At 73.7% G+C, this 26,615-nt stretch carries 23 protein-coding genes; 11 read left to right on the top strand and 12 right to left on the bottom strand.

Annotated elements, in window-relative coordinates; genetic code table 11:
* Positions 1–281, top strand: a 281-nt coding sequence (locus tag EDD39_RS38110) for a transposase (RefSeq protein ID WP_148089610.1), incomplete at its 5' end; no start/stop codon positions are given.
* A gap of 990 nt (positions 282–1,271) precedes the next feature.
* Here the strand turns inward: EDD39_RS38110 and EDD39_RS38105 are convergent.
* Positions 1,272–1,652, bottom strand: a complete 381-nt coding sequence (locus EDD39_RS38105; protein WP_123564202.1) for a MarR family transcriptional regulator — start codon at positions 1,650–1,652, stop codon at positions 1,272–1,274.
* Positions 1,646–2,416, bottom strand: coding sequence for a replication/maintenance protein RepL (locus tag EDD39_RS38100; protein WP_162870359.1), 771 nt, complete (start codon positions 2,414–2,416; stop codon positions 1,646–1,648). Before EDD39_RS38100 ends, EDD39_RS38105 begins: the two co-directional genes overlap by 7 nt.
* A gap of 384 nt (positions 2,417–2,800) precedes the next feature.
* Here EDD39_RS38100 and EDD39_RS38095 point away from each other — a divergent pair, with 384 nt between their 5' ends.
* Positions 2,801–3,745, top strand: coding sequence for a sigma-70 family RNA polymerase sigma factor (locus tag EDD39_RS38095; protein ID WP_123564210.1), 945 nt, complete (start codon positions 2,801–2,803; stop codon positions 3,743–3,745).
* A 57-nt stretch (positions 3,746–3,802) separates the two neighbouring features.
* A complete protein-coding gene (locus EDD39_RS38090; protein WP_123564200.1) occupies positions 3,803–4,366 on the top strand; it encodes a dihydrofolate reductase family protein in 564 nt (187 codons plus the stop codon).
* 16 nt (positions 4,367–4,382) lie between these two features.
* Here the strand turns inward: EDD39_RS38090 and EDD39_RS38085 are convergent, their stop codons facing one another.
* Entirely contained in the window at positions 4,383–4,787 is a 405-nt protein-coding gene (locus tag EDD39_RS38085; RefSeq protein ID WP_123564199.1) for a helix-turn-helix domain-containing protein, read from the bottom strand.
* Between the two features lie 11 nt (positions 4,788–4,798).
* Positions 4,799–5,395, bottom strand: a complete 597-nt coding sequence (locus EDD39_RS38080; protein WP_123564198.1) for a replication/maintenance protein RepL — start codon at positions 5,393–5,395, stop codon at positions 4,799–4,801.
* Positions 5,396–6,396: 1,001 nt separating this feature from the next.
* Here EDD39_RS38080 and EDD39_RS38075 point away from each other — a divergent pair.
* Together EDD39_RS38075 and EDD39_RS38070 are read left to right on the top strand one after the other, a co-directional pair.
* Complete coding sequence (locus EDD39_RS38075) at positions 6,397–7,551, top strand: ParA family protein (RefSeq protein WP_123564197.1); 1,155 nt, start codon at positions 6,397–6,399, stop codon at positions 7,549–7,551.
* On the top strand, positions 7,548–8,795 hold the full coding sequence (locus tag EDD39_RS38070) for a ParB/RepB/Spo0J family partition protein (protein WP_123564196.1): 1,248 nt from the start codon (positions 7,548–7,550) through the stop codon (positions 8,793–8,795). The genes EDD39_RS38075 and EDD39_RS38070 overlap by 4 nt, the downstream gene beginning before the upstream one ends.
* A gap of 99 nt (positions 8,796–8,894) precedes the next feature.
* Here the strand turns inward: EDD39_RS38070 and EDD39_RS38065 are convergent, their stop codons facing one another.
* The 8 genes from EDD39_RS38065 to EDD39_RS38030 all read right to left on the bottom strand — a co-directional run bounded on the left by EDD39_RS38065 (position 8,895) and on the right by EDD39_RS38030 (position 19,325).
* On the bottom strand, positions 8,895–9,128 hold the full coding sequence (locus tag EDD39_RS38065; protein WP_123564195.1) for a phosphopantetheine-binding protein: 234 nt from the start codon (positions 9,126–9,128) through the stop codon (positions 8,895–8,897).
* Positions 9,129–9,161: 33 nt separating this feature from the next.
* A complete protein-coding gene (locus tag EDD39_RS38060) occupies positions 9,162–11,021 on the bottom strand; it encodes an amino acid adenylation domain-containing protein (RefSeq protein ID WP_162870358.1) in 1,860 nt (619 codons plus the stop codon).
* A complete protein-coding gene (locus EDD39_RS38055) occupies positions 11,015–11,767 on the bottom strand; it encodes a thioesterase II family protein (RefSeq protein WP_123564193.1) in 753 nt (250 codons plus the stop codon). Before EDD39_RS38055 ends, EDD39_RS38060 begins: the two co-directional genes overlap by 7 nt.
* The gene (locus EDD39_RS38050; protein WP_148089609.1) at positions 11,760–13,034 is read right to left on the bottom strand and encodes an ATP-grasp domain-containing protein; all 1,275 of its coding nucleotides are present in this window, start codon (positions 13,032–13,034) and stop codon (positions 11,760–11,762) included. The genes EDD39_RS38055 and EDD39_RS38050 overlap by 8 nt, the downstream gene beginning before the upstream one ends.
* Positions 13,035–13,063: 29 nt before the next feature.
* Complete coding sequence (locus EDD39_RS38045) at positions 13,064–17,689, bottom strand: non-ribosomal peptide synthetase (RefSeq protein WP_162870357.1); 4,626 nt, start codon at positions 17,687–17,689, stop codon at positions 13,064–13,066.
* 112 nt (positions 17,690–17,801) lie between these two features.
* Positions 17,802–18,086 carry an acyl carrier protein gene (locus EDD39_RS38040; protein WP_123564190.1) on the bottom strand — a complete coding sequence of 95 codons (285 nt, stop codon included), beginning with the start codon at positions 18,084–18,086 and terminating at the stop codon, positions 17,802–17,804.
* Complete coding sequence (locus tag EDD39_RS38035) at positions 18,079–19,101, bottom strand: ketopantoate reductase family protein (RefSeq protein ID WP_162870356.1); 1,023 nt, start codon at positions 19,099–19,101, stop codon at positions 18,079–18,081. Before EDD39_RS38035 ends, EDD39_RS38040 begins: the two co-directional genes overlap by 8 nt.
* Positions 19,098–19,325, bottom strand: a complete 228-nt coding sequence (locus EDD39_RS38030; RefSeq protein WP_123564188.1) for an MbtH family NRPS accessory protein — start codon at positions 19,323–19,325, stop codon at positions 19,098–19,100. Before EDD39_RS38030 ends, EDD39_RS38035 begins: the two co-directional genes overlap by 4 nt.
* Positions 19,326–19,557: 232 nt before the next feature.
* On the opposite strand from EDD39_RS38030, the gene EDD39_RS38025 reads away from it, so the two are divergent.
* From EDD39_RS38025 to EDD39_RS38000, 6 genes are read left to right on the top strand one after another with little or no spacing between them, the layout of a single operon-like run.
* Entirely contained in the window at positions 19,558–20,421 is an 864-nt protein-coding gene (locus tag EDD39_RS38025; protein ID WP_123564187.1) for a hypothetical protein, read from the top strand.
* Entirely contained in the window at positions 20,418–21,743 is a 1,326-nt protein-coding gene (locus tag EDD39_RS38020; protein WP_123564186.1) for an MFS transporter, read from the top strand. Before EDD39_RS38025 ends, EDD39_RS38020 begins: the two co-directional genes overlap by 4 nt.
* Before the next feature lie 60 nt (positions 21,744–21,803).
* Complete coding sequence (locus EDD39_RS38015; protein ID WP_123564185.1) at positions 21,804–23,057, top strand: beta-ketoacyl [acyl carrier protein] synthase domain-containing protein; 1,254 nt, start codon at positions 21,804–21,806, stop codon at positions 23,055–23,057.
* Positions 23,058–23,113: 56 nt separating this feature from the next.
* A complete protein-coding gene (locus EDD39_RS38010; protein ID WP_162870355.1) occupies positions 23,114–24,493 on the top strand; it encodes a beta-ketoacyl synthase N-terminal-like domain-containing protein in 1,380 nt (459 codons plus the stop codon).
* Complete coding sequence (locus EDD39_RS38005) at positions 24,490–25,068, top strand: hypothetical protein (RefSeq protein WP_123821710.1); 579 nt, start codon at positions 24,490–24,492, stop codon at positions 25,066–25,068. The genes EDD39_RS38010 and EDD39_RS38005 overlap by 4 nt, the downstream gene beginning before the upstream one ends.
* Positions 25,065–26,519, top strand: a complete 1,455-nt coding sequence (locus EDD39_RS38000; protein ID WP_244257531.1) for a class I adenylate-forming enzyme family protein — start codon at positions 25,065–25,067, stop codon at positions 26,517–26,519. The genes EDD39_RS38005 and EDD39_RS38000 overlap by 4 nt, the downstream gene beginning before the upstream one ends.
* Positions 26,520–26,615 lie beyond the last annotated feature (96 nt).

The raw sequence follows: 26,615 nt of genomic DNA, 5'->3' as shown, positions 1-26,615 counted from the left end.
CCAACCGCGCCTACCTGCGCAGGCGTGGGATCACCGCGGTGATCCCGGAGAAGGCGGACCAGGCGGCGAACCGGAAACGGAAGGGCTCCGCGGGCGGGCGGCCGGTCACCTTCGATCCCGACCGCTACAAGCGGCGCAACCACGTCGAACGGTGCTTCCAGAAGATCAAGACCTGGCGCGGCCTGGCCACCCGGTACGACAAGAGCCCGGAGAGCTACACGGCAGGCCTGCACCTCCGCGGATCGATCATGTGGCTAAAACTCCTGACTCCAGCCACATGATCCGAACCTCAAACAGCTCCTAGGAACCTGCACCACACCAACCCCAGACCAATCCTCACCCACTGACAGCCACAACCACCCACCCGACCAACAACACCCCCAGAGACACCACCCACCAACACCACCACAGACCCGCACCTGCACTGCAGTCCGGTTCATCGGGGAGCAATTGGCCCCGTAGAAGGCCTTCCTGACTACGAGTCAGGAGGTCGTACCGTTTCTTGGCCCTCACGGTCTGTGCTGGGCGCGCGTTAGCCGGGCTGCCAGGTCCGGTGAGGGCTCTATGTTATGCCGCGGTTGGGAAGCCCCCGAATGGTCAGAGCGTGCAGGCTCTGACCGAGGGCTCCCGAGCGATACCGTCCGTCTACCAACAGGAGTATCGGCTATGCAGGTTACCGAACCCGCTGAGGGGAGCCGCCAGCCCCTGTGGCGGCGCCATGCACGTACCCTGGGCCTCCGCGCCCTTCTGGGCGCCGCTTACGCTGCAGGCGGCCTCCCGCTGTCCCTGCTTGGGCATTGGCTGCTGAGCCGTTGAGCGAAAGGCCGGCCGCTACCCGGCCGTGGCGGTCGGCCCTCTTTCGTGAAGGTGTCCACCCGTCAGGTTCTCGCGGTACGGCGTCAAGGTCGGCATCTCGCTGAACGGCGACCGAGCCGCCAACGACCGGCACCGCCGCCTCGCCGCCGACGGCTACTACCGCAGCTCGCCTTCCGCCTCACACCCGACGGAGACTCGACGCGCTCGCCTTCGGGAAGTTCATGGCCTGTCGCTCCGAGGGCCTCGGCCCTTTGGCGCACCGTGCATCACAGTGGACAGCCGCAATGACGGCGGTGAAGGCCGAGGGGCAAGCGCAGCGACCGCCGGCCTCAGCACGCTCGGCCCCGAGTGGCGATCTACCAAACCGAATTGCCCCGATGATCAAGCGCTGGTGCTGCTTGGCGGAAGGGTCCGGGGAGACTTCCCCGGACCCTTCGCGTTGGAGCGTTCCTCGCTCAGCCGACAGCGCGCAGCCGGGAGCGGCCGGCCTTGGGTGGGGTTGTCCGGTAGTCGGGGATCAGGATGGGCGGCACACCTTCCCGGGCGGCCCGGGCCATCGCTGCTTGCATCTCCAGTTCGGAGTTGTAGCCGGCGATGGCCGGGTGGAGTCGGTAGCGGTAGCCCTTGCGGAGGACGAGGCCCCGCTCCACCAGGAGGGTCATGCCACGGCTCACGACGGAGGGGAGGATCTGCAGTTCCTCGGCGATGTCCTGCTGCGTGATCGGGACGGCCCCGCCGGGATCCTGCCGCTCCACCATGACGGACAGGACGTTGGTGGCGGTCGGGGTGAGTTCCAAGCGCCGTAGGAGTCCGAACAGGTCGGTGACCATCAGCATGTCGGCGGCTCCTTCGCCTCGTCCTGGACTGCCACCAGTCCGATGATGTCAGGAAAGCCGTTCTCCAGGGCGAGCGCTCGGAGTTCCGCCAGGAATCTCTGCTGCTCGTCGCCGTTGCCCTTGTAGGCGATGAGGGGGTTGAGCTGCCAGAGGCCACGGCCGACGCTGCGAATGTAGTTCCGGGCTGCAAGGTGCTTGAGCGCCGGGCTGACGTTGGAACGGCTGGTGCCGATCTCGTCGGCGATCTCGCGCTGGATGGCGTTCGCAACGCCTCGCTCGGCCCGGCCGACGATGTTCGACAGCACTGCGCACTGGAGCTTCGTCATCTCGCCCGACATCAGCGCCTTGGGCAGGACGTAGCGCGCGAAGTAGCGGCTCAGGAGTGCGTAGCCGTCAGCTCCGAGGACCTCGTGAGGTGCGCGTCGGTAGAAGCGGGTACGTGCTTCGTAGACGGCGCCGGGGAGTTGGCCCGCGTAGCTGTGGATGATCTCGGCGGCAAGGTCACGTTGGTTCTGTGCTCCTGCCGGTCGAAGCTCAGCCTGACGGGTCTGCCGTGAGCCCTGACCGGTTGGTTCGCCCTGTGCTCGTACCAAAACCGTGACCGCCTCTCGTGTCAGCGCAACGCTACATGTTCTTCGCAGCAGTGCGAAGCATTCTGCGCTTGGTTGCGAAACACCGGTCACGGAGCGCTTACGGCCGCTCTGACTGCGGGGGGCGCGCTCCGGGCAGCCCGATCGGGCTGCCGTGGTTGCTTCCGAGCTCACGGAACGCAATGTTTCGCAATTCTGCGAAACATTTGCCCCGAATGTCGGCCCCCAGTGACACTCGGCCTGCCCTAGTGTCGTGCCAGCTATACCTTTGATTTTCCAAGTTCCCAGGTCAGGGCGCGGTTTGGCCGTGGGCCCTCTTATATAAAAAGGGCCGTCGTGCCGCTTCCGCTGCCCGGGCCGGGGTCGGTCCGGATCTGCGGGTGTCCGGGAGTCGGGGTTACTGCGTGAGTCACGGGATTCCGGCTGCCGCCGGAACCGGGCCCTGGGGGCCCTTCCCGTGCCTTGCTGACGGGGGCCCGCCCCTGTTGTCGGTGGCGGGGTGCGGCGGCGGTTGTCGGGCTGGTGAGGGGCTGAGGGGTGGGGCGGCATGATGGGGTCGTGGATTTCGAGCTGTACCGGGGTGAGTTGGTGGCGTTCTGCTACCGGATGGTGGGGTCGGTGCACGAGGCCGAGGATCTGGTGCAGGAGACGTTGTTGCGGGCTTGGAAGGCCCGTGATCGCTACGATCCGGCGCGGGCGGGTGTGCGGACCTGGTTGTACCGGATTGCGACCAATGTGTGTCTGACGGCGTTGGAGGGGAGGGGGCGGCGGCCGTTGCCTTCGGGGCTGGGGGTGCCCAGTGGGGATCCTGGGGCGCCGTTGCGGCCGGCGTTGGATGTGCCCTGGCTGGAGCCGTTTCCCGATGCCCGGTTCGATGTGGAGGTCAGGGGCGATCTGCGGCTCGCGTGGGTGGCGGCGGTGCAGGTGCTGCCGGCGCGGCAGCGGGCGGTGCTGGTGCTGCGTGAGGTGCTGGCGTTCACCGCTGCCGAGGTGGCCGAGCAGTTGGGGACCACGGTCGCGGCGGTGAACAGTGCGCTGCAGCGGGCCCGGGCCGCCCTCGCCGGGGTCGGGGCGGGCGGTGCCGGTGCGGTGGTGGAGCCGGACGACCCGGAGGTGCGGGCGGTCGTCCAGCGGTACGTGCGGGCGTTCGAGGCGGCGGACGTGCCTGCGCTGGTGCGGTTGCTGACCGACGACGCGGTGCTGGAGATGCCGCCGGTGCCGTTGTGGTACCGGGGCAGCCGGGACTACGGCCGGTTCCTCGAGCGGGTGTTCCGGATGCGTGGCACGGGCTGGGGCATGCGGGAGCTCACGGCGGGCGGGCAGCCCGCGCTCGCCGCGTACGTACCGGAGCCCGGGGGCGGGCACCGGCTGCACACCCTGCAGGTGCTCACCGTCGACGGCGGGCGGATCGCGCGCAACGTCGTGTTCGCCGATCCGTGGGTCTTCGACGCCTTCGGGCTGCCGGGGGAGATTCCCGCGGGCGGGTTCCGCCGGGAGCGATGAGTCGGGGCGGTGCGGCCGGTACGTACTGGTGAGCACCGAATCGAAGGGATCCTCATCGTGAGCGTCATCGTCATCGAGTTCACCACCCTGGACGGGGTCGTGTCCGACCCGGACGGGTCCGCCGGCACGCCGTGGGGCGGCTGGGCGTTCCGGCACGGCCCGGAGGCGGTCGCCGGGGACAAGTTCCGGCTCGGCCGGACGCTGGACGAGGGGGTGCTGCTGCTCGGGCGCACCACCTGGCAGCTGTTCGCGGGGCTGTGGCCGGGCCGGGACGACCCGTTCGCCGCGCGGATGAACGCCGTCCCGAAGCTGGTCGCCTCCCGCACCCTGAGCCGCGCCGACACGTCGGGGTGGGCGAACTCCCGGCTGCTGGAGGGCGACCTGGTCGACGCCGTCGGGCGTGAGCGGCGGGACGTGGTCGTCACCGGGAGCCTGAGCGTGGTGGACCGGCTCAGGGCCGCGGACCTGGTCGACGAGTACCGGCTGCTGACCTTCCCCATCGTCCTCGGCACCGGGCGGCGGCTCTTCCCGGCCGGTGGTTCCTCGGCGGAGCTGGAGTGCCTCTCCGCGGAGCAGGTCGGTGCCGCCGTGCTGACCCGCTACCGCAGGGCTGCCCGGTGACCGTTCGCTCCGGGGGTCAGACGGCCACCAGGTTGGGGCGGCCGGCGCGGGGGGGCTGCTTGCGGTAGAGGGGGGCGGCGATGTCGGGGAGGCGGCCTTCGCGGACGTCCAGGGCGGCTTCGTGGAGGGCGGCCTCCATCTCCGCCTGGGAGCGGTACTTGGCGATGAAGGGGTGCAGGCGGTAGCTGTGGCCCCGGCCGTCGCCGCTGCGCAGGACGAGGTGGCGGTCGACGAGGCACTTCATGCCCCGGCTGACGGCGGACTCGGCGAGGCCGAGGTGCTCGGCCATCTCGACCTGGCTGTGGCGGACCTCGCCGCCGGGCTGCTGCAGTTCGGACATGATGCCGAGGACGGCGGTCGCGGAGGGGGTCAGCTTCAGGCGGGGGATCATGCCGAGCACACCGGAGGGGGTGATCTCCATGGGGTTCCTCCTCAGCTTTCGCGGGCGAAGTCGTCGGGACCGATGGTATCGGGGAACTCCGAGGCGAGTTTCTCCGCACGGACGTGGGCGAGGACGCCGCTCTGTTCGTCGCCGTTGCCGCGGAAGCACAGGCGGGGGTTGATGTCGTACAGGCCGCGCTGCTTGTGCCGGCGGATGTAGTTGAGTTCGCACAGCCGGCTGATCGCGGAGTTGACGCTGGTGCGGGCGGCGCCGATCTCGTTGGCCATCTCGACCTGGGTCTGCCTGAGCTGGCCGCGGTTCTGCGAGCCCATCATGTGCAGCAGGACGGCGACCTCGACCGGGCTGAGCCGGTGGGCGACGATGCAGCGGGCCAGGACCTTGGCCATGAACCAGTTGCTGGTCAGCGAGTAGCCCATGGAGCCGGCCATGTCGTGGGCGGCGCGGCGGGGGCGGAACTTGACGGTGACTTCGTCGACGGCGGCCACGGCGGGCTGCGTGGCGATGTCCATGGCGAGCTGTTCGCCGAAGCGGTCGAGCAGGCTGACGAGCTCGGGCTCGGCTGCGGATCGGATCGGCCTGAGCTTGGGTGGTGCTCCGGCGGGACCGGTCCGGCGTTCTGCTCGCACGGGTGCCTCCTGGGACGGGTTGTCGGCACGACATTAGCGGAACTTGCGGATAGCTCGAAGTTTTGCCGGTGCGAGTCGCGACTCTTGTCCCCGGAGCGCGGCACAGTCGTGGCGGCGGCACCTTTCGAAGGGATTCTTGCAGGTATCAGCAACTTTTCAAGGCTCTGTTCGCGCGATCAGGAGGACCCCCCGCGTTCGGGTCGAACTTGCCGTCCGCCACAAGAAAACTTGCCATGACCTGCAAGTTACGACAGATATTGGGGACACAAAGGCCGAAAGTGTCCCCGTCCTGGATCACTTCGATGGCACTTCGAGGTCCCGCGCGGAGTCGGTTGCGAGGGTCGGCGGCCGGAAAAACTTGCAGCTACCTGAAAGATTTGCCCAAAGTGTCCCCAGTCACCGGTCACTTCGACCCCGCTAGTGTCCAATAGGACCGGACATTGCACTTTTCAAACCAGCAGGTCAGAGGCCATATTCGGCCCGGGCCCTCTTAATAAAGAGGCGAGGTGTCGCGCGGGCCCCTAACTGTCCCGGGTTCAGGTCGTTTGGATTCTGGGCGGAGCGGCTGGTTCGGACCCCGGCCACAGCGGGGCGTGCCACGTCAACGGCTGTGTGTGCAGCGGGAGTTGGTGCCCGGCCCGCCCGGGACTGCGGTCACCGCTTCGATCCGGAGGGCGCGGAAAGGGCCCCCCGGGCCCGGGTCCGGCGGCAGCCGGACTTTCGTGACCAACGCAGTGAGGGGAACCGTCGCAGCGGGGAGGGCGGGTACGGACCTCGGCCAGGGCTGCGGGAGCGGCACGGGTCCTGAGGTTGGGGGCGAGGTCGCTGGAGGCGTGGCGGGGGCTCGGTGGAGCAGGTGGGGCGGGAAGGCCGCGGAAGGGGGTCGGCGGGGATGTTGTCCGCGGACAACGTGGTGAGGAATCTGGCATTTCGTCAGAAAGGTGCGCAATGGGTGAGGTGGGTCTGCGTGACTTTTGAGTGAGGGTTAGTAAACTCCCCGCATGACTACCGAGACTTCGGCGGACGGGCGGGACAAGGTGGTTACCAAACTGCCTGCCACGCTGCGCCGCGAACTGAAGATCCGCGCCGCGACCGCCGGGGTCGACATCCAGGACGCCGTCACGGTCGGCATCCGGATGTGGCTCGACGCCGGTGGGCCGTTGAGTCCGATCGACACCTCCTCCAGCAGTTCCTTCTCCACCTACGTGCCCTCGGACCTGTACAAGACCTTCCGGGTGACCTGCCTCCAGCGCGAAGTGCCCTACAACCAGGGCCTGGCGCAGGCGATCCGGCTCTGGCTCGACGCGAACCCGCGGCCCCGGCCGGTGCGGCTGCCGACCGGGCCGCAGCGGATCGTCGTCGCCAACCAGAAGGGCGGCGTGGGCAAGACCGCGATCTCCAGCGGGGTGGCCCAGGCGCTGGCCGAGGCCGGCCACCGGGTGCTGATCGTGGACTTCGACCCGCAGAGCCACCTGACCCTGCAGCTCGGCATCAGCCCGTTGCCGATCAAGGGTGACAGCCTGGCGAAGAACATGACCGGGGAGCGTTCGAGCGATCTGCGCGAGCTGCTGGTCGAGGTGCCCGGGGACGCCTTCGAGGGGCGGCTGCTGGTGCTGCCCGCCTGCACCGACGCCTTCCTGCTCGACGCCAAGCTGGTCACCTCCCGGGACGTCCGGGTGAAGGAGACCGCGTTGGAGAAGGCGCTGGCCGCGGTGGAGCGGGAGTTCGACGTGGTGATCGTCGACTGCCCGCCCAGCCTCGGCTACGCGATGGACAACGCGCTCTACTACGCCCGGACCCGTGAGGGCGAACCGCGGGGCCGCTCCGGGCTGCTCATCCCGGTTCAGGCCGAGGACTCCTCCGCGGACGCCTACATCCTGCTGCGCGAGCAGATCGAGTCGCTCTGCGACGACCTCGACGCCGACATCCACGACTTCGGGTTCGTGGTCAACCTGTACGACCCGCGCAAGGGGTTCGTGGTGACCTCGGCGCTCGAGCAGTGGAAGGCCATAGAGGAACCCGCTGTCATCGCGGTGGTCAACGACCTCAAGGACCAGCGCGAGGCAGTCCGCGTCAAGAAGCCGCTTCTCTCCCACGCGCCCGACAGCGAGCAGGCCGACGTCATGCGCGAGATCGCCCGGAGGATCACCGCATGACCCGCGCAGCAGACCGCCTCGGCGGCGGCAGCAGCTTCGGCGCCGTCGCCCGGCCCCGCAGCGAGCGGGGGCGGGCGAAGGCCGTGGCCGAGGGGTCCATCCCGGACTACGAGCTCCAGCGGCTGGAGCTCGTCAAGGTGCGGCCCAGCCTGGTCAACCCGCGCCGCCACTTCGGGACCGAGGAGGAGCAGGAGGCCCTCGGCCAGAGCCTGGCCCGCAAGCAGACCACCGCCTGTGTCGCCGTCACCCGCGAGGCCTACCTCGCGCTGTGGCCCGACCACGGGAGCGGGATCGGCGACGCGGGGTGGGTCCTGCTCAACGGCGAGCGCCGTTACCGCTCGGCGCTGCGGGTCGGCCTGGAGCAGCTCGACTTCGTGGTCCGCGACGACCTGGCCACCAGCCGGGCGGACTTCATCGACTACCTGATGCTGGAGAACGACGAGCGCCAGGACTTCAACGTCATCGAGCGGGCCCACGGCCTGAACGACCTGCTCCGCGCCTGCGACGGCAACGCCGCCGAGGTGGCCCGCCGGCGCGGTCGGGACCGTTCCTGGGTGGGCAACCAGATCGCGCTGCTCACGCTGCCCGCTGAGATCCAGGAGCAGCTGGTCGCGGGGGCGCTGGCCGAGCGGTACGCCCGGCGGCTGGCCCGGGCGCTCAAGGAGGATCCGTCGCTCGGGGCTCCGCAGCTGCTGGTCCTGGCCGAGCAGTTTAAGGCGGAGGAGAGGGACCGGCGGCAGCAGACGAAGGACGTGCTGGAGGCGGCCCGGGGTCAGGTGTTGTCCGCGGACAACATCCGGTCCGCTCCCCCGGTGTTGTCCGCGGACAACACCGGGACGGGGCGGCGGGCGTCCGGACAGGCCGTCGGGGCGGGCGGGCGGTCTGCTGGGGAGGGTGGGATGTTGTCCGCGGACAACATTCCGGAGCAGCGGATGACCGGTGGGGCGGACGGCGGTGCCGAGGCGGGTGCCGTGTTGTCCGCGGACAACACGGGCGGTGCGGGGCGGATGTTGTCCGCGGACAACATCGCCGAGGAGTCGGCGGGGGTGGTGCCCGGGGGTGCCGGGGCGGGGTCGGTGTTGTCCGCGGACAACACCGGGGGCGGGTCCGGGGCGGTGGTGGTGGCTGCCGAGTTGGTACGTGCGCTGGGGGCGACTCCCGCGGAGCAGGCGGCGACGATTCGGGCCGGGTTGGACGACGAGGGGTTCACGGCTCTGCTCGAGGTGCTGTACGCAGAGGTGTGATGCGGGGAATGTTGTCCGCGGACAACATCGGGGTGCTCCTGCCGGTCGGCGGGGGCACCCCTTCGGGTTCCTCCGGGCGGTGGGCTCAGTTCGGTGGGGTCAGTTCGGTTGGGCCAGGGCGGCGGTGAGGGCGGAGACCGTCTGGCAGGTGAAGATCAGGCGGACCGGGACCTGGCGGCCGAGGGCCGCGGTGAGGCGGGCGGCGACCTTCAGGGCGCTCAGCGAGGTGCCGCCGACGGAGAAGAAGTAGTCGTCGTCGTTGAAGCGGTCGTGGCCCAGGGCGGCGGCCCAGGTCTCGTGCACGGTGCGGGCCAGGGTGTCGGTGGTCTGCATGGTGGTGGGTTCCCCGATCGGATCCGGTGGTGTTCAGGCGGTGGTGGGGGTGAGGCGTCTGGTCAGGGCGGCGGGGGTCGGTGCGAGCAGGACGTCCTTGATCCGGGTGTGGGCCAGGCCGGCGGCGCGCAGGTGCGCGGCGAGCCGGGCGGCGAGCAGGGAGTTGCCGCCCGCGTCGAAGAAGTTCACGTCCGGGCCCGCCGGGGCGCCGAGGACCCGGGACCAGCTGTCGTGCACCAGGCGTGCGGTGCCGTCGGTCTCGGGGGCGGTGTTGTCCGCGGACAACACCGGGGGAGCGGCGGGGGTGGTGGCCGGTCGGGGCAGGGCGGTGGTGTCGAGCTTGCCGTTGGCGGTCAGCGGGAGGGCGGGCAGCAGGGTGACCGTGGCGGGGAGCATGTAGTCGGGCAGCAGGTCGGTCAGGCGGGCGCGGACGGTGCGGGCGGTCTCCTCGCGGCCGGGTTCGGCGACGACGTAGGCGTCGAGGCGGTCGAGCGCGCCGTCGCCGGGGACCGGGCGGTGCAGGACGACCGCGGCCGCGGCGATGCTGTCGTCGCCGAGCAGGGCGGAGCGGATGTCGCCGAGTTCGATCCGGAAGCCGCGCAGCTTCACCTGCTCGTCCAGCCGGCCCAGGTGTTCCAGTCGGCCGTCGGGCAGCAGTCGGCCCAGGTCGCCCGAGTAGTACCGGCGGCTGCCGGTCACCGGGCAGGGGGCGAAGCGTTCCGCGGTGAGGTCGGGGCGGTTCCAGTAGCCGGTGGCGAGGCCGGCGCCGCCGACCGCGATCTCGCCGCTCTCGCCCGGGGGCAGCGGGCGGCGGTCGCGGTCCACCACCTGGACGTTCCAGCCCGGCAGCGGGTGGCCGACCGACGGGGAGCCGTCCAGGGCCTCGGCGCGGCCGACCAGTTGCCAGGTGACGTGGACGGTGGTCTCGGTGATGCCGAACATGTTGACCAGTCGGCACGCGGGCGGGGGGAGCAGCTCCAGCCACGGCAGCAGTCCGCGGGTGTCCAGGCGTTCGCCGCCGAACACGACGGTGCGGACCGGCACGGTGTCGGCCGCGGCGAGCAGGGTGCCCATCAGGCCGGCGAACGCGGTCGGGGTCTGGGACAGCACGGTGACGCCCTCGGCGAGGATCAGCGTGGTGAAGTCGGCGGCGCAGGTGCGGGCCTCCTCGCCGACGACGACCAGGCGGCCGCCGGTGGTGAGGCAGCCCCAGATCTCCCAGACGGAGAAGTCGAAGGCCACCGAGTGGAACCAGCTCCAGACCTGGTCCGGGCCGAGGCCGAGGCCGGGGGCGGTGGCGCGCACGAGGGCCAGGACGTTGCGGTGCGGGACGACCACGCCCTTGGGGCGGCCGGTGGAGCCGGAGGTGTAGATGAGGTAGGCGGGGGCGTCGTCCGGGAGCGGGGGGAGGGCGGGAGGGGCGGGGGCGGGAGGGGCGGTGGGGTGGAGGGCGGTGGGGTGGAGGGTTCGGCTGGGTAGCTGTTCGTCGGCGGGGGGCCGGTCGGTGACGGTCAGGGCCGGGGCGCAGTCCTCGATCACCTGGCGGGCCCGGGCGGTGGGGGTGCTGTGGTCGATCGGCACGTAGGCGGCTCCGGCGGCCATGATGCCGAGCAGCAGGGCGATCAGGTCGGCGGAGCGGTGCATCCGGACCGCGACCCGGTCGCCGGGGCGGACTCCGCTGTGCTGCAGGCCGGTGGCGTAGGCGGTCGCGCGGTCGGCGAGCTGCCGGTAGGAGAGGCGTTCGCCGGCGTGGACCACGGCGGTGGCGTCCGGGGACGTCTGGGCCCGGTGGAGGAACGCGCCGTGGATCGTCCCGGCGTCCGGGGGGAGGGCGGGTTCTCCGAGGGGGCCGGCGGGTTCCCAGCCCGAGGGGCGGGGCGAGGAGGTCAGCACGGGTGCTCCACGGAGGCGGCGGTGGCGGGGACGGGGAAGAGGGAGTGCCAGGTGCGGGCGAGGGCGGGCAGCAGGGCGGGGCCGTGTTCGGGCAGGGACATGTGGTCGCCCGGGTACTCGGTCAGGCCGGCGAAGCTGCCCGCGGTCCGCTGCCAGGCGGCGGCCTCGGCCGCGGGCACCAGGCGGTCGGCGCGGGCGCGCCAGGCCAGCACCGGGAACGGGGTGCGGCCCGGCCAGTCGGGCCGGTAGGACTCGGCGGCCTCGACGTCCGCGCGCAGGGCGGGCAGCAGCAGTTCGCGCAGTTCCTCGTCCTGGAAGGCCGGGTGGACGAAGCCGGTGTTGTGCTCGACGGTCCGCAGGAACGCGTCGTCGGGCAGGCCGGTCGCGCGGCGGCCCAGTACGGTGCCGGGCGCGGCCGAGCCGCTGGCGCACAGCAGCAGGCGCGGGGGCTGCGGGGCCCGGGTGAGCAGCCGGGCCAGGTGGTAGGCCACCCAGGCGCCCAGGCAGTGGCCGAGCAGGACGCCCCCGCCGGGGCCGGCCAGGAGCGCGGAGACCTCGGGGTGCAGGTGCTCGGCGGCCGCGGGCACGCTGTGGACGGGGGGTTCGGCGAAGCGGCGTTCGCGGCCGGGCAGGTCGATCGCGGTGAGGGCGAAGCCGGCCCGTTCGGCGGCGTCGCCCCAGGGGGCGAAGAAGCTCGCCCCCGCGCCGGCCGGGGCGAGGCAGACCAGGGGGACGAGGTCAGCCACGGTGGGCCGCCGCGGCCGCCAGGTCGTTCTCGAAGACGTTGCCGCGGTCCGCCCAGGTGCGCAGGCGCCGGTAGGAGGTGAGCAGTCCGTCGGCGTCGGGGGCGGTGGCGAAGACGGTCTGCACCCGGCCGAGCAGTCCGGCCCGGGCGTCCACCGGGGCGCCGACGGTGTGGTGCACGTCGACCCGCCAGACCCCGTCGATCGTGCCGGCGGTGTCCGCGTCCGCGAGGGCGGCGACCCGGCGGGAGCCCGGCGGCATCTGGGTGAAGAAGGCGAAGGAGATGTCCCCGTCGGTGACCGGGTGGCGGTCGGCGCGGCCGGTGGCGGAGTCGAGGGCGAGGCGGACCAGGTCCAGGCCGTTCGCGGTGCGGGTGAGTTGCGGGAGCAGGCCGCCGATGCGGCCGTTGACCTCGATGATCCGGGGGCCGTCGGGGGTCAGTTTGATCTCGGTGTGGCTGACGCCGGTCTGCACGCCGAGGGCGGCCAGGGCGTGCCGGGTCACCTCGCAGACCTGGGCGCGGACGGGTTCGGGCAGCAGGGAGGGGGTGCAGGCGCCGCCCTCCAGCAGGGGCGGGTACATCGGCAGCCGGTCGGTCACCCCCAGGTGCCAGTACTGGTCGTCGCCCAGGGCGAGGGTCTCCACCGACACGTAGTCGGCCAGCCAGTCGGCGCCCGGGTGCCGGGTGCCCTGCATGCGTTCCTCGAGCAGCCAGCCGCTCTCCGCTCCGTGCGCGGTCTCCAGCGCGGTGTCGAGTCCGGCCGGGTCGGCGACGGTGAACACGTTGCGGCTGCCGCTGCCGGCGAGCGGTTTGAGCACGGCGGGGAAGCCCACCGCCCGGGCCGCCGCGGGGGCGTCGGCGGGGTCGGTGAAGGCGGCGAAGCGCGGCTGGGGGAGCCCGGCGCAGGCCAGGGCCTGGCGTTGCAGGTACTTGTCGGTCAGCCGCCGGGCGGTCTCGGGGCTGTGGTACGGCAGGCCCAGGCCCTCGGCGATCCCGGCGGTGCGGACCAGCAGTTCGTCGCGGAAGGCCACCACGCCGGCGACCCCGCGGGCGGCCAGGCCCGCGCGGGTCGCGGCGGCGTCCAGGCCGGCCGCGTCGAAATGCTCGACCAGCCCGTCGAGGGCCGCGACCTCGTGCGGCTCCCAGCGCTGCTCGCCGCCGTTCACGATCAGCAGCCGGTAGTCGGTGCCGGCGGCTTCGACCAGGTCCACCATCAGGTCGAAGGCGCCGCCCAGGCTCATGACCGCGACAACCGTACGCGTGTCCATCGCGCTCGCCATCCTCTTCGCTCCGTCCTTCATCCGGCTCGTTCGAACCGGTACACCGGCAGCCGTAGGCGGCGTCCGGGGGTGCCTTCGGTCAGTGCCACGGGGACGCCGTGGCACCACAGCCGGGCCACGGCCGTCAGGAGCCGGGTCCGTGGTGCGTCGTCGGCGTCGTTGCCGTCGCCGCTGCCGTCGTCGTCGGTGGTGCCTGCGGTCAGGGGGACCACGATGTTGTCCGCGGACAACATCGCGGGCCGGGCGCCGACGCCGGTGTCGACGACGACGGTGCGGGTGCCGGCCGCGGTGGCCGGGACGCGGGGGCGGCCGTCGGCCGACAGCAGGGCCGCGGCCAGCGCGGCCGGGTCGTCGACCGGGGCGGCCAGCGGGGTGCGGGCCGGGCCGGGGGAGAGCTTCCGCAGCAGGGCGGTGAGGCCGGCGGGGGTCGCGTCCGGGGCGGCCAGGGCCTCGGCCAGGCGCAGGCCGGCGGGGAAGTCGAGGGCGCCGGCGACGACCAGGGCCGTGACCAGTCCGGCGCCCGCGCCGGTCACCGCCGCCGAGGTCAGGCCCCGGTCGGTGAGTTCCTCGGCCAGGCCGAGCTGGGCGGCGAACAGTTCCACCGGGCCGGTCCGGCCGGGGGTGCCGGGCAGGCCCGCTTCCTGGGTCCGTCGGCGGGCGGAGGGCGAGTCGGCGAGGGCGCGGGCGGTGGTGGTGTCGGCCGTGGTGCCGCCGAAGGACCAGATCACCCGGGCCGGGGCCTTGGGGTCCGTCCGGCCTTCGACGCCGGGGGTGCCGGGCTGCGGGCTGCGCAGGGCCCGGGCGGCCCGGTCGAGGTCGGTGGCGACCACGGCGTACCGGTGGTCGAGGGCTTCGCGGCCCTGCTGGAGGGTGGTGGCCACGTCCGCGAGGCGCAGGCCCGGGGTCCGCTCCAGGTGGTCCGCGAGGGCGGAGCGGATGGCGGCCAGGGCGGCTTCGTCCCGGGCGGACAGGACGAGGATCCGGGGGGTGGGGCCGGGGTGCGTGGCCGGGGCGGCCTCCGTGTTGTCCGCGGACAACACGGGTGCGGCGGGTCCGGTGTTGTCCGCGGACAACACGGCGGGCGTGGGGGGAATGTTGTCCGCGGACAACATCTGGGTGGGGGAGGGGATGTTGTCCGCGGACAACATCGGGGGTGCGGGCGGGATGTTGTCCGCGGACAACACGGGCGGGGCGGTCGCGGGCGCGGGGGCGGGGGCGGTGGCGCTCAGGAGGGTGGCTTGGGCGCGGACGGTGGTGTGGCGGAGCAGGTCGGCGACGCTGGGGGCGGTGCCGAGGCGTTCGCGCAGGGCCTGGGCGAGGGCGACCAGGAGGAGGGAGTGGCCTCCGGCGTCGAAGAAGTTGTCGTCCGGGCCGAAGTCGTCGTGCTCGACCAGGGAGATCCAGGCGGCCCGGACGGCCTCGACCGTGCTGGGGGCGTCCGCGACGGCCGGGGCGGTGGCGGTGGCGGACGGAATGTTGTCCGCGGACAACACGGCGGGCGTGGGGGGAATGTTGTCCGCGGACAACATCTGGGTGGGGGAGGGGATGTTGTCCGCGGACAACATCGGGGGTGCGGGCGGGATGTTGTCCGCGGACAACACGGGTGGGGTGGTCGGGTCGGGCAGGCGCTTGCGGTCGACCTTGCCGTTCGGGGTGAGCGGCATCTCGTCCAGCGCGACCAGGTAGCGCGGGACCGCGAAGGAGGGGAGCACCGTCCGCAGGTGGGCGCGGACCTCCTCGGTGCGGCCGCCCGGTTCCAGCACCGCGAAGCCGGCCAGTTCCTTCTCGCCCCGGCGGTTGCGGACCACCGAGACCACGGCCGCCTGGACCTGGGGGTGGGCGGCGAGGGCGGAGGTGACCTCGCCCAGTTCGACGCGCTGGGAGCGGATCTTGACCTGGTTGTCGTCGCGGCCGATGAACTCCAGCAGCCCGTCGGGGGTCCAGCGGACCCGGTCGCCGGTGCGGTAGAGCCGCTGTCCGGGCAGGCCGGAGAAGCCGTCGGGGACGTAGCGGCGGGCGGTCGCGGCGGGGTCGCCGAGGTAGCCGCGGGCCAGGCCGGCGCCGCCGAGCCAGAGTTCGCCGGGGACGCCGCGGGGGGCGGCGCGCATGCCGACCGGGTCCATCACGACGACGGCGCGGGTGCCGGGCACCGGGGCGCCGATGGGCACGGTCCGGGCGCAGTCGTCGGTCCCGGTGACGGGCCACCAGGTGGAGGTGAAGGAGTTCTCGGTGGGGCCGTACCCGTGCAGGACGGTGCCGGGGGCGGCCCAGCGCAGCACCTTGGACATGTGCGGGACCGAGATCATCTCGCCGCCGCAGAAGACCCGGCGCAGCGTCTGGAAGACGTCCGGCACGTCCTCGATGAGGCGGTTCATCAGGGGGGTGCTGGCCAGCATCGTGGTGACGCCGTGCTCGAGGAAGACGGTGCGCAGCTCCTCGGGGGAGAGCACCAGTTCCTTGCCGACGACCACGACCTCGGCGCCGGCGGCGAGGGCGCCCCAGACCTCGTAGGTGGCGCCGTCGAAGTTCAGCGGGCACAGGTGCGCGACCACGTCGGTCTCGTCGAGGTCGAGGAAGTCGGGGCGGGACAGCAGCCGGGTGAAGCCCTCGTGGGAGAGGACGACGCCCTTGGGGCGGCCGGTGGAGCCGGAGGTGTAGAGGACGTTGAACACCCCGTCGGGGCCGACCCGGACGGGTGCCGGGGCGGGGGCGGTCGGGGACCGGTCCAGGGCGCCCCAGAGGGCCTCCTCGACGGTGAAGGCGCTCCCGGGCGGCAGGGTGACCCGGCCGAGCAGGCCGTCGGTGCCGATGGTGATCCGGGGCGCGGCGTCGTCGAGGACGGCCTGCAGCTGGGCGTCCGGGTAGACCGGGTCGAGCGGCAGGTAGCCGGCGCCGGCGATCAGGGTGGCCAGCCACAGCACGATCGAGGTGGTGCCGCGGGGGAGCAGCAGGGCGACCAGGTCGCCGTTGCGCACTCCCCGGGTGCGCAGCCAGGTGGACAGGGCCTGGGCGCGGTGGGCGAGTTCGCGGTAGGTGACGGTCTGCGGGCCGTGGCGGAGCGCGATCGCGTCGGGGGTGCGGGCGGCGCGGGCCAGGACCAGTTCGTGGACCGGGGTGCGTTCCAGCGGGAGGGTGTCGTCGACCGCGGAGAACGGGGTGAAGGTGTCGCTGCCGGCGACCAGGGCGCCGCAGGAGGCGGCCGGGTCGGCGGCGGCGGCCGCGGCCAGGGCGGTGAACTGGTCGAGGAAGACCCGGGCGGTGGCGCTGCGGTAGACCGCGGAGTCGAAGTCCACCCGGACCCGGGCGCCGTTCGCCTGCTCCAGCACCACGAGGGAGAAGTCGTACTTCGCGGCGGGGGTGTCGTGCTCGACCAGCCGGATCCGGGCGCCGGGGACCTCCCACTCGCCCTCGGGCTCGGGGAAGTGCATGAACACGCAGGGGTCGATCAGCGAGCGGTGCCCGGCTTCGCGGCGCAGGGTGCGCAGTTGCGCGGAGGGGACGGTGCAGTGGTCGAGGGAGTCCCAGACCTGGTCGCGCAGGGCGACGACCAGGTCGCGGAAGGCGGTGCCGGCGGAGACCTCGGAGACCACCGGCAGGACCCGGGCCTGGAGGTCGACCGAGCGCTCGTCGCCGTGCCGGGCGGCGAAGAGCATGCCGGAGGTGCCGGCCTCGGCGGCGCTCCAGGCGTGCAGCAGGGTCAGCCAGCAGGCGAGCAGGACGGTGGCGGGCGAGGCGAGTTCGGCGCGGGCCAGGTCGCGGATGCCGGTCATCGTCCGGGCGTCGAGCGCGGCGGTCTCCCAGGCGGGGGCGCCGGGGGTGGCGGAGGGGCGGTTGAGGTCGGGGAGCGGGGCCAGCGAGGGGAGTTCGTCCCCGAGCAGGCCCTGCCAGTAGGCGGTCGCGGCGTCGGGCGCGGGGGTGGTTGCGGGGGTGGTGTTGTCCGCGGACAACACCGGAGTGGGGGAGGGGATGTTGTCCGCGGACAACATCGGGGCGGTGGACGGGATGTTGTCCGCGGACAACACGGGGGCCGAGGGGGCGGTGGGCGCCGTGTTGTCCGCGGACAACACGGCAGCGGCAGGGGGAATGTTGTCCGCGGACAACACCGGGGGTGCGGGCGGGATGTTGTCCGCGGACAACACCGGGGGCCCGGGTTCGCCCGGGGTGGGCTGGAGGCGGGTGCGGTAGGCGGCGATCAGGTCGTCGAGGAGGACCTGTTGAGACCAGCCGTCGCACACCAGGTGGTGCACGACGAGCACCAGCAGGGCGCCGTCCGGGTGGTGGAGGACCTCGGCCCGGAGCAGGGGGGCGCGGGTGGTGTCGAAGGGGCGGGCGGAGAGGGCCGCGGCTTCGCGGGCGGCGGTGGCCGGGTCGTAGGGGGTGGTCGAGCGGCGCACCATCAGGGGGACCGGGGCGGTGGGGTGTTCGACGCGGAGGAGGTCGGGGCCTTCGGTGACGAACGCGCTGCGCAGCAGGGGGTGCCGGGACACGAGGTCCTGCAGGGCGCCGCGCAGGGCCGGGAGGTCGACGCCCGGGGTGAACTCGAGGTCGACCGGGATGTTGAAGCGGCCGGACTCGGGCTCACGTTGGACGGCCAGCCACACCTCCACCTGCTCCGGTGTGGCCTTGGACCGGGCTTCGTTCACGTCTCTCGTCATTCCTTCCGGTCGGTTCGGTGGTGCGCCGCGGACCGTGCGGGTGGCGGTGCGCGGGTGCTGCGGTGCGCGGGGTGGGGGCGGCTGGGTCGGGCGGGTGCGGTCAGGCGGCCGGGGCGGGGCGGCGGCCGAGGGAGTGGGCCAGCAGGGCGCTCAGGGTGTCCACCGAGTGGAAGTGCACGGGGTTGAAGTCCGTCTCGGCGATCGGCACGCCGAACCGGTTCTCGCACAGGCCCCGCAGTTCGGAGAGGTCCAGCGAGCCCAGGCCGAGGTCGTCGACCAGGTCGACGTCCGGCCGGATCGCCGCCGGGTCGAGCGGGAGGTAGAGGTCTTCGGTGAGCATCGTGCGGATGGTGGTGCCGATCTCGTCCAGGGACCACTCACGCATTGCCACTGCCCGCCTTCGTCGTCTGCCCGTGGGTCCGGGTCTTCGGGGTGTTCGGGTTGTTCGGGGCGGCCGGGTTCCGCGGCCGCAGCAGGGCCCGGGTCGCCGGGGCCGGTACGCCCGCGCGTTCGGCCGCGCGCAGGACCGAGCCGCCGATGGCGTCCAGTTCGGCGGGGTCGCGGCTGAGCGAGGGGGTGGTCCGGCCGGGCAGGGACTCGAGGGTGCGGATCAGGTGGTCCGGGTCCAGGTCCGGTACGCCGAGGGCGGTGGCCACCGCGCACAGCTCCCGGGCGCAGGCCAGCATCAGGGTGCCGGCCTCGGCCTCGGCCCGGACCTGTTCGAGCGGGCCGGAGACGGCCAGGGTCGCCAGGGCCAGCGGGGCGAGCAGGACGGCCTTGTGCCACAGCACCGTCTGGGCGTCGCGGCCGGGGACCGCGCGGATGCCGGCCGTCCGCAGGGCGGCGACGAGGGGGTCCAGGCCGTCCCGGGAGCCGTTGCGGCGGGCGAGTTCCAGCTGGGTGAACAGCGAGTCGCGGACCACTTCGCCGACCGCGGTGCGGTGGGCCTCGATCCGGATCGCCCCGGCCACCACCCGGTCGCCGAAGTCGCGTTCCAGCAGCGGCAGGTGGTCGATGCCGTTGAGCAGCGGCACCACCAGCGCGGGCGCGGCTGCGGCGGACACCGACTGCAGGGCGGCGGCGAGCCGGGGCTGCTTGACCGCGATCCACAGCACGTCGACGGGTTCGTCCAGCCGGGCCACCGCCGGGACCGGGACCCGGAAGTCGCCCTGTCCGGCGGAGCGCACCCGCACCGCGCCCCGGTAGTCGGCCAGCGAGGACGGGCGCATCACCAGGACGACCCGCTGTCCGGCGCGGGCCAGGTCCGCGGCCAGGGAGAGGCCCACGCCGCCCGCGCCGAGCACGGCGTGGCGCAGCCCGGCGGGCTGCTGCTCCGGCGCGGGTTGCCGGGAGGCGGGCTGCTGCTCCGGCGCGGGTGCCGCGGCCGGGGTGCCGCTCACGTCCGCTCCCCGGCGGTGGCGGGTGCCGGGACGCGGGCCGAGCGCGGGGTGATGTCGGGCCACAGCCGGGTGATGGCCTGCAGGCAGTGCTGCTCGTCGCCGCGGACGCCGGCCTCGTGCCAGCCCGGGGGCAGCGGCAGGGCCGCAGGCCACACCGAGTGCTGGTCCTCGTCGTTGACCACGACCGCGTACGGGGTGCGGCCTTCCGCATCCGAGGGATCCATGCTGTGCCTCCTTCGCACGGAAATCGACCGCCAGTGCCGAATGAATTTTCTACCGCCGGGGAACCCTTCGGACAAGGGCGGTCCAGGCCCGCTCGGCGCATATTCGAGTACGACTCTTAAATGCATCCTCAAGCGTATTTCGAGTGATTTTCCACCGTTGCTGTAGTCATTTCCGCTGTGCTTTTCACTGCGTGATCCCATCCGACCGTTCGACCGGGAGACTGCGGCCCTCGTGAAGACCCTCAACCCCCTGGAGCCCAACCCCCGGCTCCGCTACGACTACGACCGCGGCAGCGGCTACGAGAACGAGATCCGTCTCACCGAAGCCCTGTCCGCGCTGGTCCCGACGGATCTGCTGATCCACCCGGACCACCGGCTGTTCCAGGTGGTCCACCTGATCACCGAGTACGCCTGGGCCGGCATCCACCACACCCTGTGCGACGCGGTCGCGGCCCTGGACGACGGCGACCTGGTCGAGACCGGGCGGCTGCTGCGCCGGGCGACCGAGCTGGGCGCGGTGCCGGTGAGCTGCCTGCGGCTGCTGGTCGACTTCCTCCCGCAGAGCAGTTTCCTGAAGATGCGGGAATTGTTCCCCGACAATTCCACCGGGCTGGACTCCCCCGGCGTCCGCGGAATTCGCAAGGCCGCGCACGCGCTGTGGGAGAGTTTCGAGTCGGCGCTCTCCGCGCACGGAATGCGGGTCGCCGACCTGGGCCCCGCGGCCGAGCCCGGCTGGCGCGGCGAGACCGGGCAGGCGCTGCTGGCCGACGTCGGCCTGGCCCTGCACCGCTTCGACTCGCGCACCACGGAGTGGCGCCAGGTGCACCTGGCGATGGTCTGGCAGCTGCTCGGCGGGCGCCCGCTGGACGAGGAGCACGCGGAGGACCGCGGCCGGCCCACCAGCATGCGCGGCCGCCCGCTGTCCGACCTGGAGCGGCTGGCGGTGCGTCCGCTCTTCCCGAAGCTCTGGCTGGACAGCACCGCCCGCTACCGCGCCTTCACCGACGCGGGCGGCACGACCGGCGAGGCCCGCGGCGCGGAGTCGGCGGGCTGCCCGATGGGCGGCCGGGCCCGGATCGGGGTGCAGGCGGCATGAGCCTGTTGGCGAACTGGGGCCGGATCGGCCGGCTGCCGCGCACCGCGAAGCTGCTGCTCGCCACGAACGGGCTGAGCGCCTTCGGGGCGGGCATGGTGCTGCCGTTCCTGTGGATCTACCTGACCCGGATCCGGCACTTCGACGCCTGGGTCCCCGCCGCGGCGCTGGCCGTGCAGGCCGGCGCGGCGATCGTCGGCGGCCTGGTGTGGGGCGCGCTGCTGGACCGGCTGCCGTACCGCCGGGCCGTCCCGTACGCCAACATCGTGGCGGGCGTCGGCACCCTGGTCTACGGCTTCGCGTCCTCGCCGTGGATCGCCCTGGTCGCGGCGACCGTGTGGGGCTTCGGCATCAACGGGGTGGGCACCGCGGTGCGCGCCGCCTACGCCGCCTGCACCGAACCGGACCAGCGCACCACCGTCTACTCCGCGGACTACGGCCTGCTCAACCTGGGCATGGGCGCCGGCGTGGTGGTCGGCGGCGCGCTGGCCGCGGCCGACTTCGCCACGCCCGCCACCCGCTACGCGCTGCTGTACGGCATCGACGCGCTCACCTACCTGGTGATGGCGGCGGCGACCTGGGGCGCGCTGCCCGGCGGCATCCGCACCCGGCAGCAGAAGGACGGCGCCCGGGCGTCCCGGCCGAACTACCTGTCGGTGCTGCGCCGGCCCGGCATCGCGGTGGTCCTGGTGCTGCTGGCCATGAACGCCATGGTGACCTTCGGCCAGTTCCGGGCCGGACTGCCCGGCTACCTGCAGTCGCACTCGATCTCGCCCGGCGGCCTGTCCACCGTCTTCGCCCTGAACATCATCATGTGCGCGGTGGTGCAGTTCGTCGGCATGCCGCTGCTGGAACGGGTGCCCGCCCGGACGCTGCTGCTCGCGGCCGGCGCGTGCGCCACGGGCTGCTGGGCGCTGGTGCACCTCTCCGCGCTGCGCCACGGCGTGCAGGCGCTGCTGGTGGCCTGCGGCGCGGTGGTGCTGCTGTCGGTCGCCGAGTCGCTGGCCGGGCCGCTGCTGAGCACGCAGCTCAACGAGGCCGCCACCGACGAGGACCGGGGCCGCGCCAACGCCCTGTTCTCCACGACCGTGTCGGCCAGCGGCGTGATCGGCCCGATCCTCGCCGGGGCGCTGCTGCCCTGGCACGGGGGCGTCCTGCTGGTGGTGGTGATGGTCGTGCTGAGCGCGGCCTTCGTCCTGCCGGTGCTGCGGCTGTCCCCGCGCAGGGACGCGGCCGGGGACGGCGTCGCGGCCGGGGGCGGGGCCGGTGCCGGGCAGGTGCAGCAGTCGGAGCCGGCGGCCGGGGCCGTCGCAGCCGCGTCGTAGGACGACCCGTCCGCCGCGGGGCGGCGGACGGCACCGACGGAGGACCGAGGGAGCTTGAAGGTGGGCACGGACACCGCGGACGCGGTAGCGATCGTCGGGATGGGCTGCCGGTTCGCCGGCAGCGACGGACTGGAGGAGTTCTGGGACAACCTGCGCCGGGGCCGCGACTGCGCGACCCGCGGCCCGGCCCCCGACCCCGCCGGGGCCGGCCTGGCCGAGGACGAACAGCCCGTCGCGGCCTGGGGCCTGATGGCCGACCGGTACACCTTCGACGCCGGACGGGCCGGCTACCGGGGCACGCCGAAGGACGACCCGCAGCACGGCGTGCTGTACGAGACGCTGGTCGCCGCCGCCGAGGACGCCTCCGTCCGGCTCTCCGAGATCGGCGGGCGCACCGCCCTCTTCGCGGCCTGCACCCCCTACCAGCCGCTGACCGAGACCAGCTTCAACGGCGTCGCCGACACCGACACCCGCTTCGCCGCCAACCACTTCTCGTACTTCCACGGCCTGCACGGGGCCAGCGTCATGGTCGACGCCTCCTGCGCGACCGGGCTGACCGCCGTCCACCTGGCCTGCCAGAGCCTGCGGCTGGGCAGCTGCGACCACGCCCTGGTCGGCGCGGTCTCGATCATGCCGACCGAGGGCTGGTACCCCTACCGCCCCGGCGGAATCTACGCCGTCGACGGCGTCTGCCGGCCCTTCGACACCGGCTCCACCGGGGTCATCCCCGGCGACGGCGCCGCCGCCGTGCTGCTGCGCCGGCTGGACGACGCGCTGCGCGACGGCGACCCGATCCACGCGGTGATCCGCTCCACGGCGGTCGGCAACGACGGCCACGACAAGGCCGGGTTCGTCATCCCCGGCGTGCCCGGGAAGATCCGGGTGGTCCGGCAGGCACTGGCCGAGGCGGGCGTCGACGGCGCCGAGATCGGCTACGTCGAGGCGCACGGCGTGGGCATCCCGCTCAACGACGAGATCGAGGCCACCGCGCTGACCGAGGCCCTCGGACCGCAGGGCGTGCCGCTGGCGATCGGCTCGGTCAAGGCCGCCATCGGCCACACCAACCAGGCCGCCGGGCTCGCGGCCCTGATCAAGACCGCGCTGCAGCTCGAACACGGCTACCTGGCGGCGACACCGAACACCCGCGAGCCCATCGAGACCCTGGTCAAGGGCGGCGAGCGGTACTCGATCGTGCCGCAGGGCCGGACCTGGGAGGACGCGGGCGTCCCCCGGCTGGCCGGGGTGATGTCGGCGGGCATCGGCGGGACCAACGCCTTCGCGGTCCTCGAGCAGCCTCCGCTGGCGGCGGCATGAGCGGGGCCGGGGCAGGGGTCGGAGCTGTGGCCGGGGCAGGGGTCGGTCGGGCGCCGTTGCACGTCAGTGCCGCCGCCTGGGCGACCGCGCTGGGCACCGGGCTGGACGAGGTCTGGGAGCAGCTGCTGGCCGGACGCACCGGACAGGGCGAGGCGCCCTCGGCCGAGCCGCTGCGCAACCACCGGGTGGCGGCCCTGCCGCCGGGCACCGACGGGGACGAGGACCCGGACGCCGACACCGTCGCCCGCCACCTGGCCGTGGCCACCGCGACCGGAGCCCGGACGCTGGCCGGGGCCGGACTCGGGCCGGACGACGCCGGGGACGTGTTGGTGGTCATCGGCACCAGCCTCGGCCCGCACGCCGACCGGCCGGGCCCCTCGCTCTACGACTGGGTGGCCGAGGCCGCCCGGCGGCTCGGCAGCCGGCGCGAACCGGTGGCGCTCTCCACCGCGTGCAGCTCCGGCAGCGACGCGATCGCCGTCGCCGCCGACCTGCTCACCGCGGGCGTCGCCGAACGCTGCCTGGTCGGCGCGGTCGACCTGCTCACCCCGAACAAGCGGCGCGGCCACAGCCGGCTGCGCACCATGAGCCGCGGCGAACCGCGCAGCTTCGACCGGGACCGCGACGGGATGCTGCTCGGCGAGGCCGGCGGGTTCCTGCTGCTGGAGACCGCCGCCTCGGCCGACGCCCGGCGGGCCCCCTGCCTGGGGCTGCTCACCGGCTGGGGCGCCTCGAACAACGCCCTGGGCCCCACCGAGCCGGACGCCTCCGGCACCGCGGCGGCCCGCGCCGTGCGGGCCGCCCTCGACCTGGCCGGACGGGACCCCGCCGAAGTGGCCGTGATCTCCACGCACGGAACCGGCACCGTCCTCAACGACGCCGCCGAATCGGCGGGCCTGGCCCTGCTCTGGCCCCCGGCGGGGGCCGGGGCGGGCTCGGCGGCCGGGGCTGGGGCCGGTCCGGCGGCCGAGGCGGGAGCGGGTGGCGGAGCCGGTACGGGCTCTGCCGCCGAAGCCGGGTCCGGCCCGGGCGCCGAAGCCGCGCCGGAGCCGGTCGCCGGGGCCGGTCCGCGTTCCGTCGCGGGGGACCTGCCGGGTTCGGCCCACGACACTGCGTCGGGCCGCGCCGACGGGGCCGGGACGGGAGCGGGGCCGGTGGCCTTCGCCACGAAGGGGGCGCTCGGGCACAGCCTGGGGGCGACCGGGGTGGTGGAGGCGATCACGGTGCTGCTGGCGTTGCGGGACCGGCGGGTGCCGCCGGTGCCGCACCTGGAACGGGTGATGGACGGGTTTCCGTTGCGGCTGCCGGTCGGGCGGGCGCTGGGGATCGGGGGTGGGTGCGGGTTGAGCCAGACGTTGGGGTTCGGCGGGTTCAACACCTGTCTGCTGTTGGAGCCCGCGCCCGCGGGGCGCCCTGGTGAAGGGGGCGGGCGGTGACGGCGCCGGCCGGGTGCGTGGTCGCCGCGCGCGGGGCGACGGGGCCGGACGGTCCGGTGCGGGCCCGGACGGTGCGGACCGGGGCGATGGACCCGGCCTGCTGGGCGGTGCTGGACGCGGTCGGTGCCGCGCTGGAGGAACTGGCCGGCGGGGCGGGGCCGGCCGTCGCGGACGGCAGCCGGGTGGGGGTGATCGTGGTGAGCGAGGAGGCGACGGCGCAGACGCTGCACCGCCTGGTCGCCGAGACCGCCTCCGGGGGCTTCTCACCCCGGCAGTTCGTGGCGGCCAGCCCCGGCACCGTGGTGGGCACCAGTTGCAGTGCCTACGGCCTCGGCGGTCCCAGCCTGCTGCTGACCATGCCGCCCGGGCGGGGCCGTCCGGTCGCCGCCGAGCTCGCCCGCCAGTGGCTGGGCGGCCGCCGTCCGCGGGCCTCGGCGGTGGCCCTGGTGCTGTGCCGGCGGGCGCCCGAGGGGCACCACCTGGCCGAGTGCCTGTGGCTGGTGCCCGCCCCGCCGCCGCCCCCGCAGTCCACCCAGGACCCTGACCGGTCCGTCCACGGAGAGGAACGACCGTGAACGTCTCCACCCTCGAACCACCGCGGGTCGCCTGGCCCCCGAGCCTGCTGCCCCACCCCGGGCACCCGGCGGGCGGGACCGACCGGGCGGTGCTGCCCGACCTGGCCCGGGTGGAGGCGTTGCTGGCGCGCACCAGCGATGTCACCGGCGCCCCGGCCGGTCCCGAACTGACCGATGTGATGCGGGAGTTGGACGCGCTGTCGCTGCCGACCGGCTCGGTGGTGATGATCTCGCTGCCGAACGGGGTGCGGGTGCTGCGCTGGCTGTTCGCCGCGCTGCTGACCGGGCACGTGCCGGCGCTGGTGCCGCCGTCCACCGCGGCGGCCCGCTGGGACGAGGTGACCGCCCGGTTCCGGCCGGCCCTGGTGGTCGGCAGCCCGGCCCGGCTCGGCGGGATCACCGGGACGCCGCTGGAGGTCGCCGGGACGTGGGCGGTGCGGCCCGCCGCCGCCGTGCGGCTGCACGGGCCGGGGCAGCTGATCCTGCTGACCTCCGGGACGTCCGGGGCGGCCACCGGCTGCCTGCACGACGCGTCCGCGCTGCTGCACAACGCGGACCTGCACGCCGAGGCGCTGGGCGTCACCGGGGACGACACCCTGCTGGTGAGCCTGCCGGTGCACTACTCGTTCGCGCTGGTGGCGCAGGTGTTCGCGGCGCTGCGCACCGGCGCGGCGCTGGCGCTGTCCCGGCCGCCGTTCAGCGTCCCCGGGTACCTGGAGCAGCTGGCCGCGCACCGGGTCACCGTCTCCTCGCTGACCCCGACCCTGGTGAAGGACCTGGTGGCGGCCGGGGTCGGGACGCCGGACACCCTGCGGGTGCTGTCGGTGGGCGGGCAGGCGCTGGAACCGGCGCTGACCGCCGCGCTGCTGGCGGGCCGGCCGGGCGGCGAGCTGTACCTGACGTACGGGCTGACCGAGGCGGGCCCCCGGGTGGCGACGCTGGCCGCGCACCGGGAGCCGGCGCACCGGTACGCGTCGATCGGCCGCCCGCTGTCGGGGGTCGGCCTGTCGCTGCGCCCGGACCCCTCCGGGGGGCGGGAGCTGCTGGTGTCCTCGCCGACCGTGTACCGGGAGCGGATCGGGGCGGCCGCCCCGGGGTGCCGGCGCGGCGCGCTGGTCGCCCCCGGGGTGCTGGCCACCGGCGACCTGGCCGAGGCGGAGGACGGCTACCTGTTCGTGCGCGGCCGCACCACCGACTTCGCGGTGCTGCGCGGCGAGAAGGTGTCGCTGGCCTCGGTGCGGCGCACCGCGAAGTCGCTGGAGGGCGTGGTGCACGCGGCGACCCGGATCGACCCGGACGGCGACGCCTACCGGATCAGCCTGTTCGTCGACGGCGCCGCGCCGCCGGACGCCGCCGGGCTGCGGCGGCGGCTGAACACGCTGCTGTCCCCGCACGAGCGTCCCGCCGAGGTAGAGGTGCTGCCGGCTCCCGCCGACATGTTGCTCAAGTGAGCGCCGCCCCGAAGTCGTGGTGCGGCTGGCGGCCGCCGACCTGCTGCCCGGACGGGCGGCCCGGCGGCCCCGGCCACCGTCACCCGGCCCTCGCCT

Origin of the sequence: Kitasatospora cineracea, from assembly GCF_003751605.1 — a bacterium.
GTDB classification, from domain to species: domain Bacteria; phylum Actinomycetota; class Actinomycetes; order Streptomycetales; family Streptomycetaceae; genus Kitasatospora; species Kitasatospora cineracea.
This window is presented reverse-complemented; position numbering and strand designations above follow the sequence as displayed.

Bases quoted from the DNA above. Each gene is read 5' to 3' on its own strand.
- EDD39_RS38070 (WP_123564196.1), top strand. From the start codon at position 7,548: ATGACCCGCGCAGCAGACCGCCTCGGCGGCGGCAGCAGCTTCGGCGCC.
- EDD39_RS38105 (WP_123564202.1), bottom strand. From the start codon at position 1,652: ATGCTGATGGTCACCGACCTGTTCGGACTCCTACGGCGCTTGGAACTC.
- EDD39_RS38020 (WP_123564186.1), top strand. From the start codon at position 20,418: ATGAGCCTGTTGGCGAACTGGGGCCGGATCGGCCGGCTGCCGCGCACC.
- EDD39_RS38085 (WP_123564199.1), bottom strand. From the start codon at position 4,787: ATGGAGATCACCCCCTCCGGTGTGCTCGGCATGATCCCCCGCCTGAAG.
- EDD39_RS38030 (WP_123564188.1), bottom strand. From the start codon at position 19,325: ATGGATCCCTCGGATGCGGAAGGCCGCACCCCGTACGCGGTCGTGGTC.
- EDD39_RS38075 (WP_123564197.1), top strand. From the start codon at position 6,397: ATGACTACCGAGACTTCGGCGGACGGGCGGGACAAGGTGGTTACCAAA.
- EDD39_RS38050 (WP_148089609.1), bottom strand. From the start codon at position 13,034: ATGGACACGCGTACGGTTGTCGCGGTCATGAGCCTGGGCGGCGCCTTC.
- EDD39_RS38065 (WP_123564195.1), bottom strand. From the start codon at position 9,128: ATGCAGACCACCGACACCCTGGCCCGCACCGTGCACGAGACCTGGGCC.
- EDD39_RS38040 (WP_123564190.1), bottom strand. From the start codon at position 18,086: ATGCGTGAGTGGTCCCTGGACGAGATCGGCACCACCATCCGCACGATG.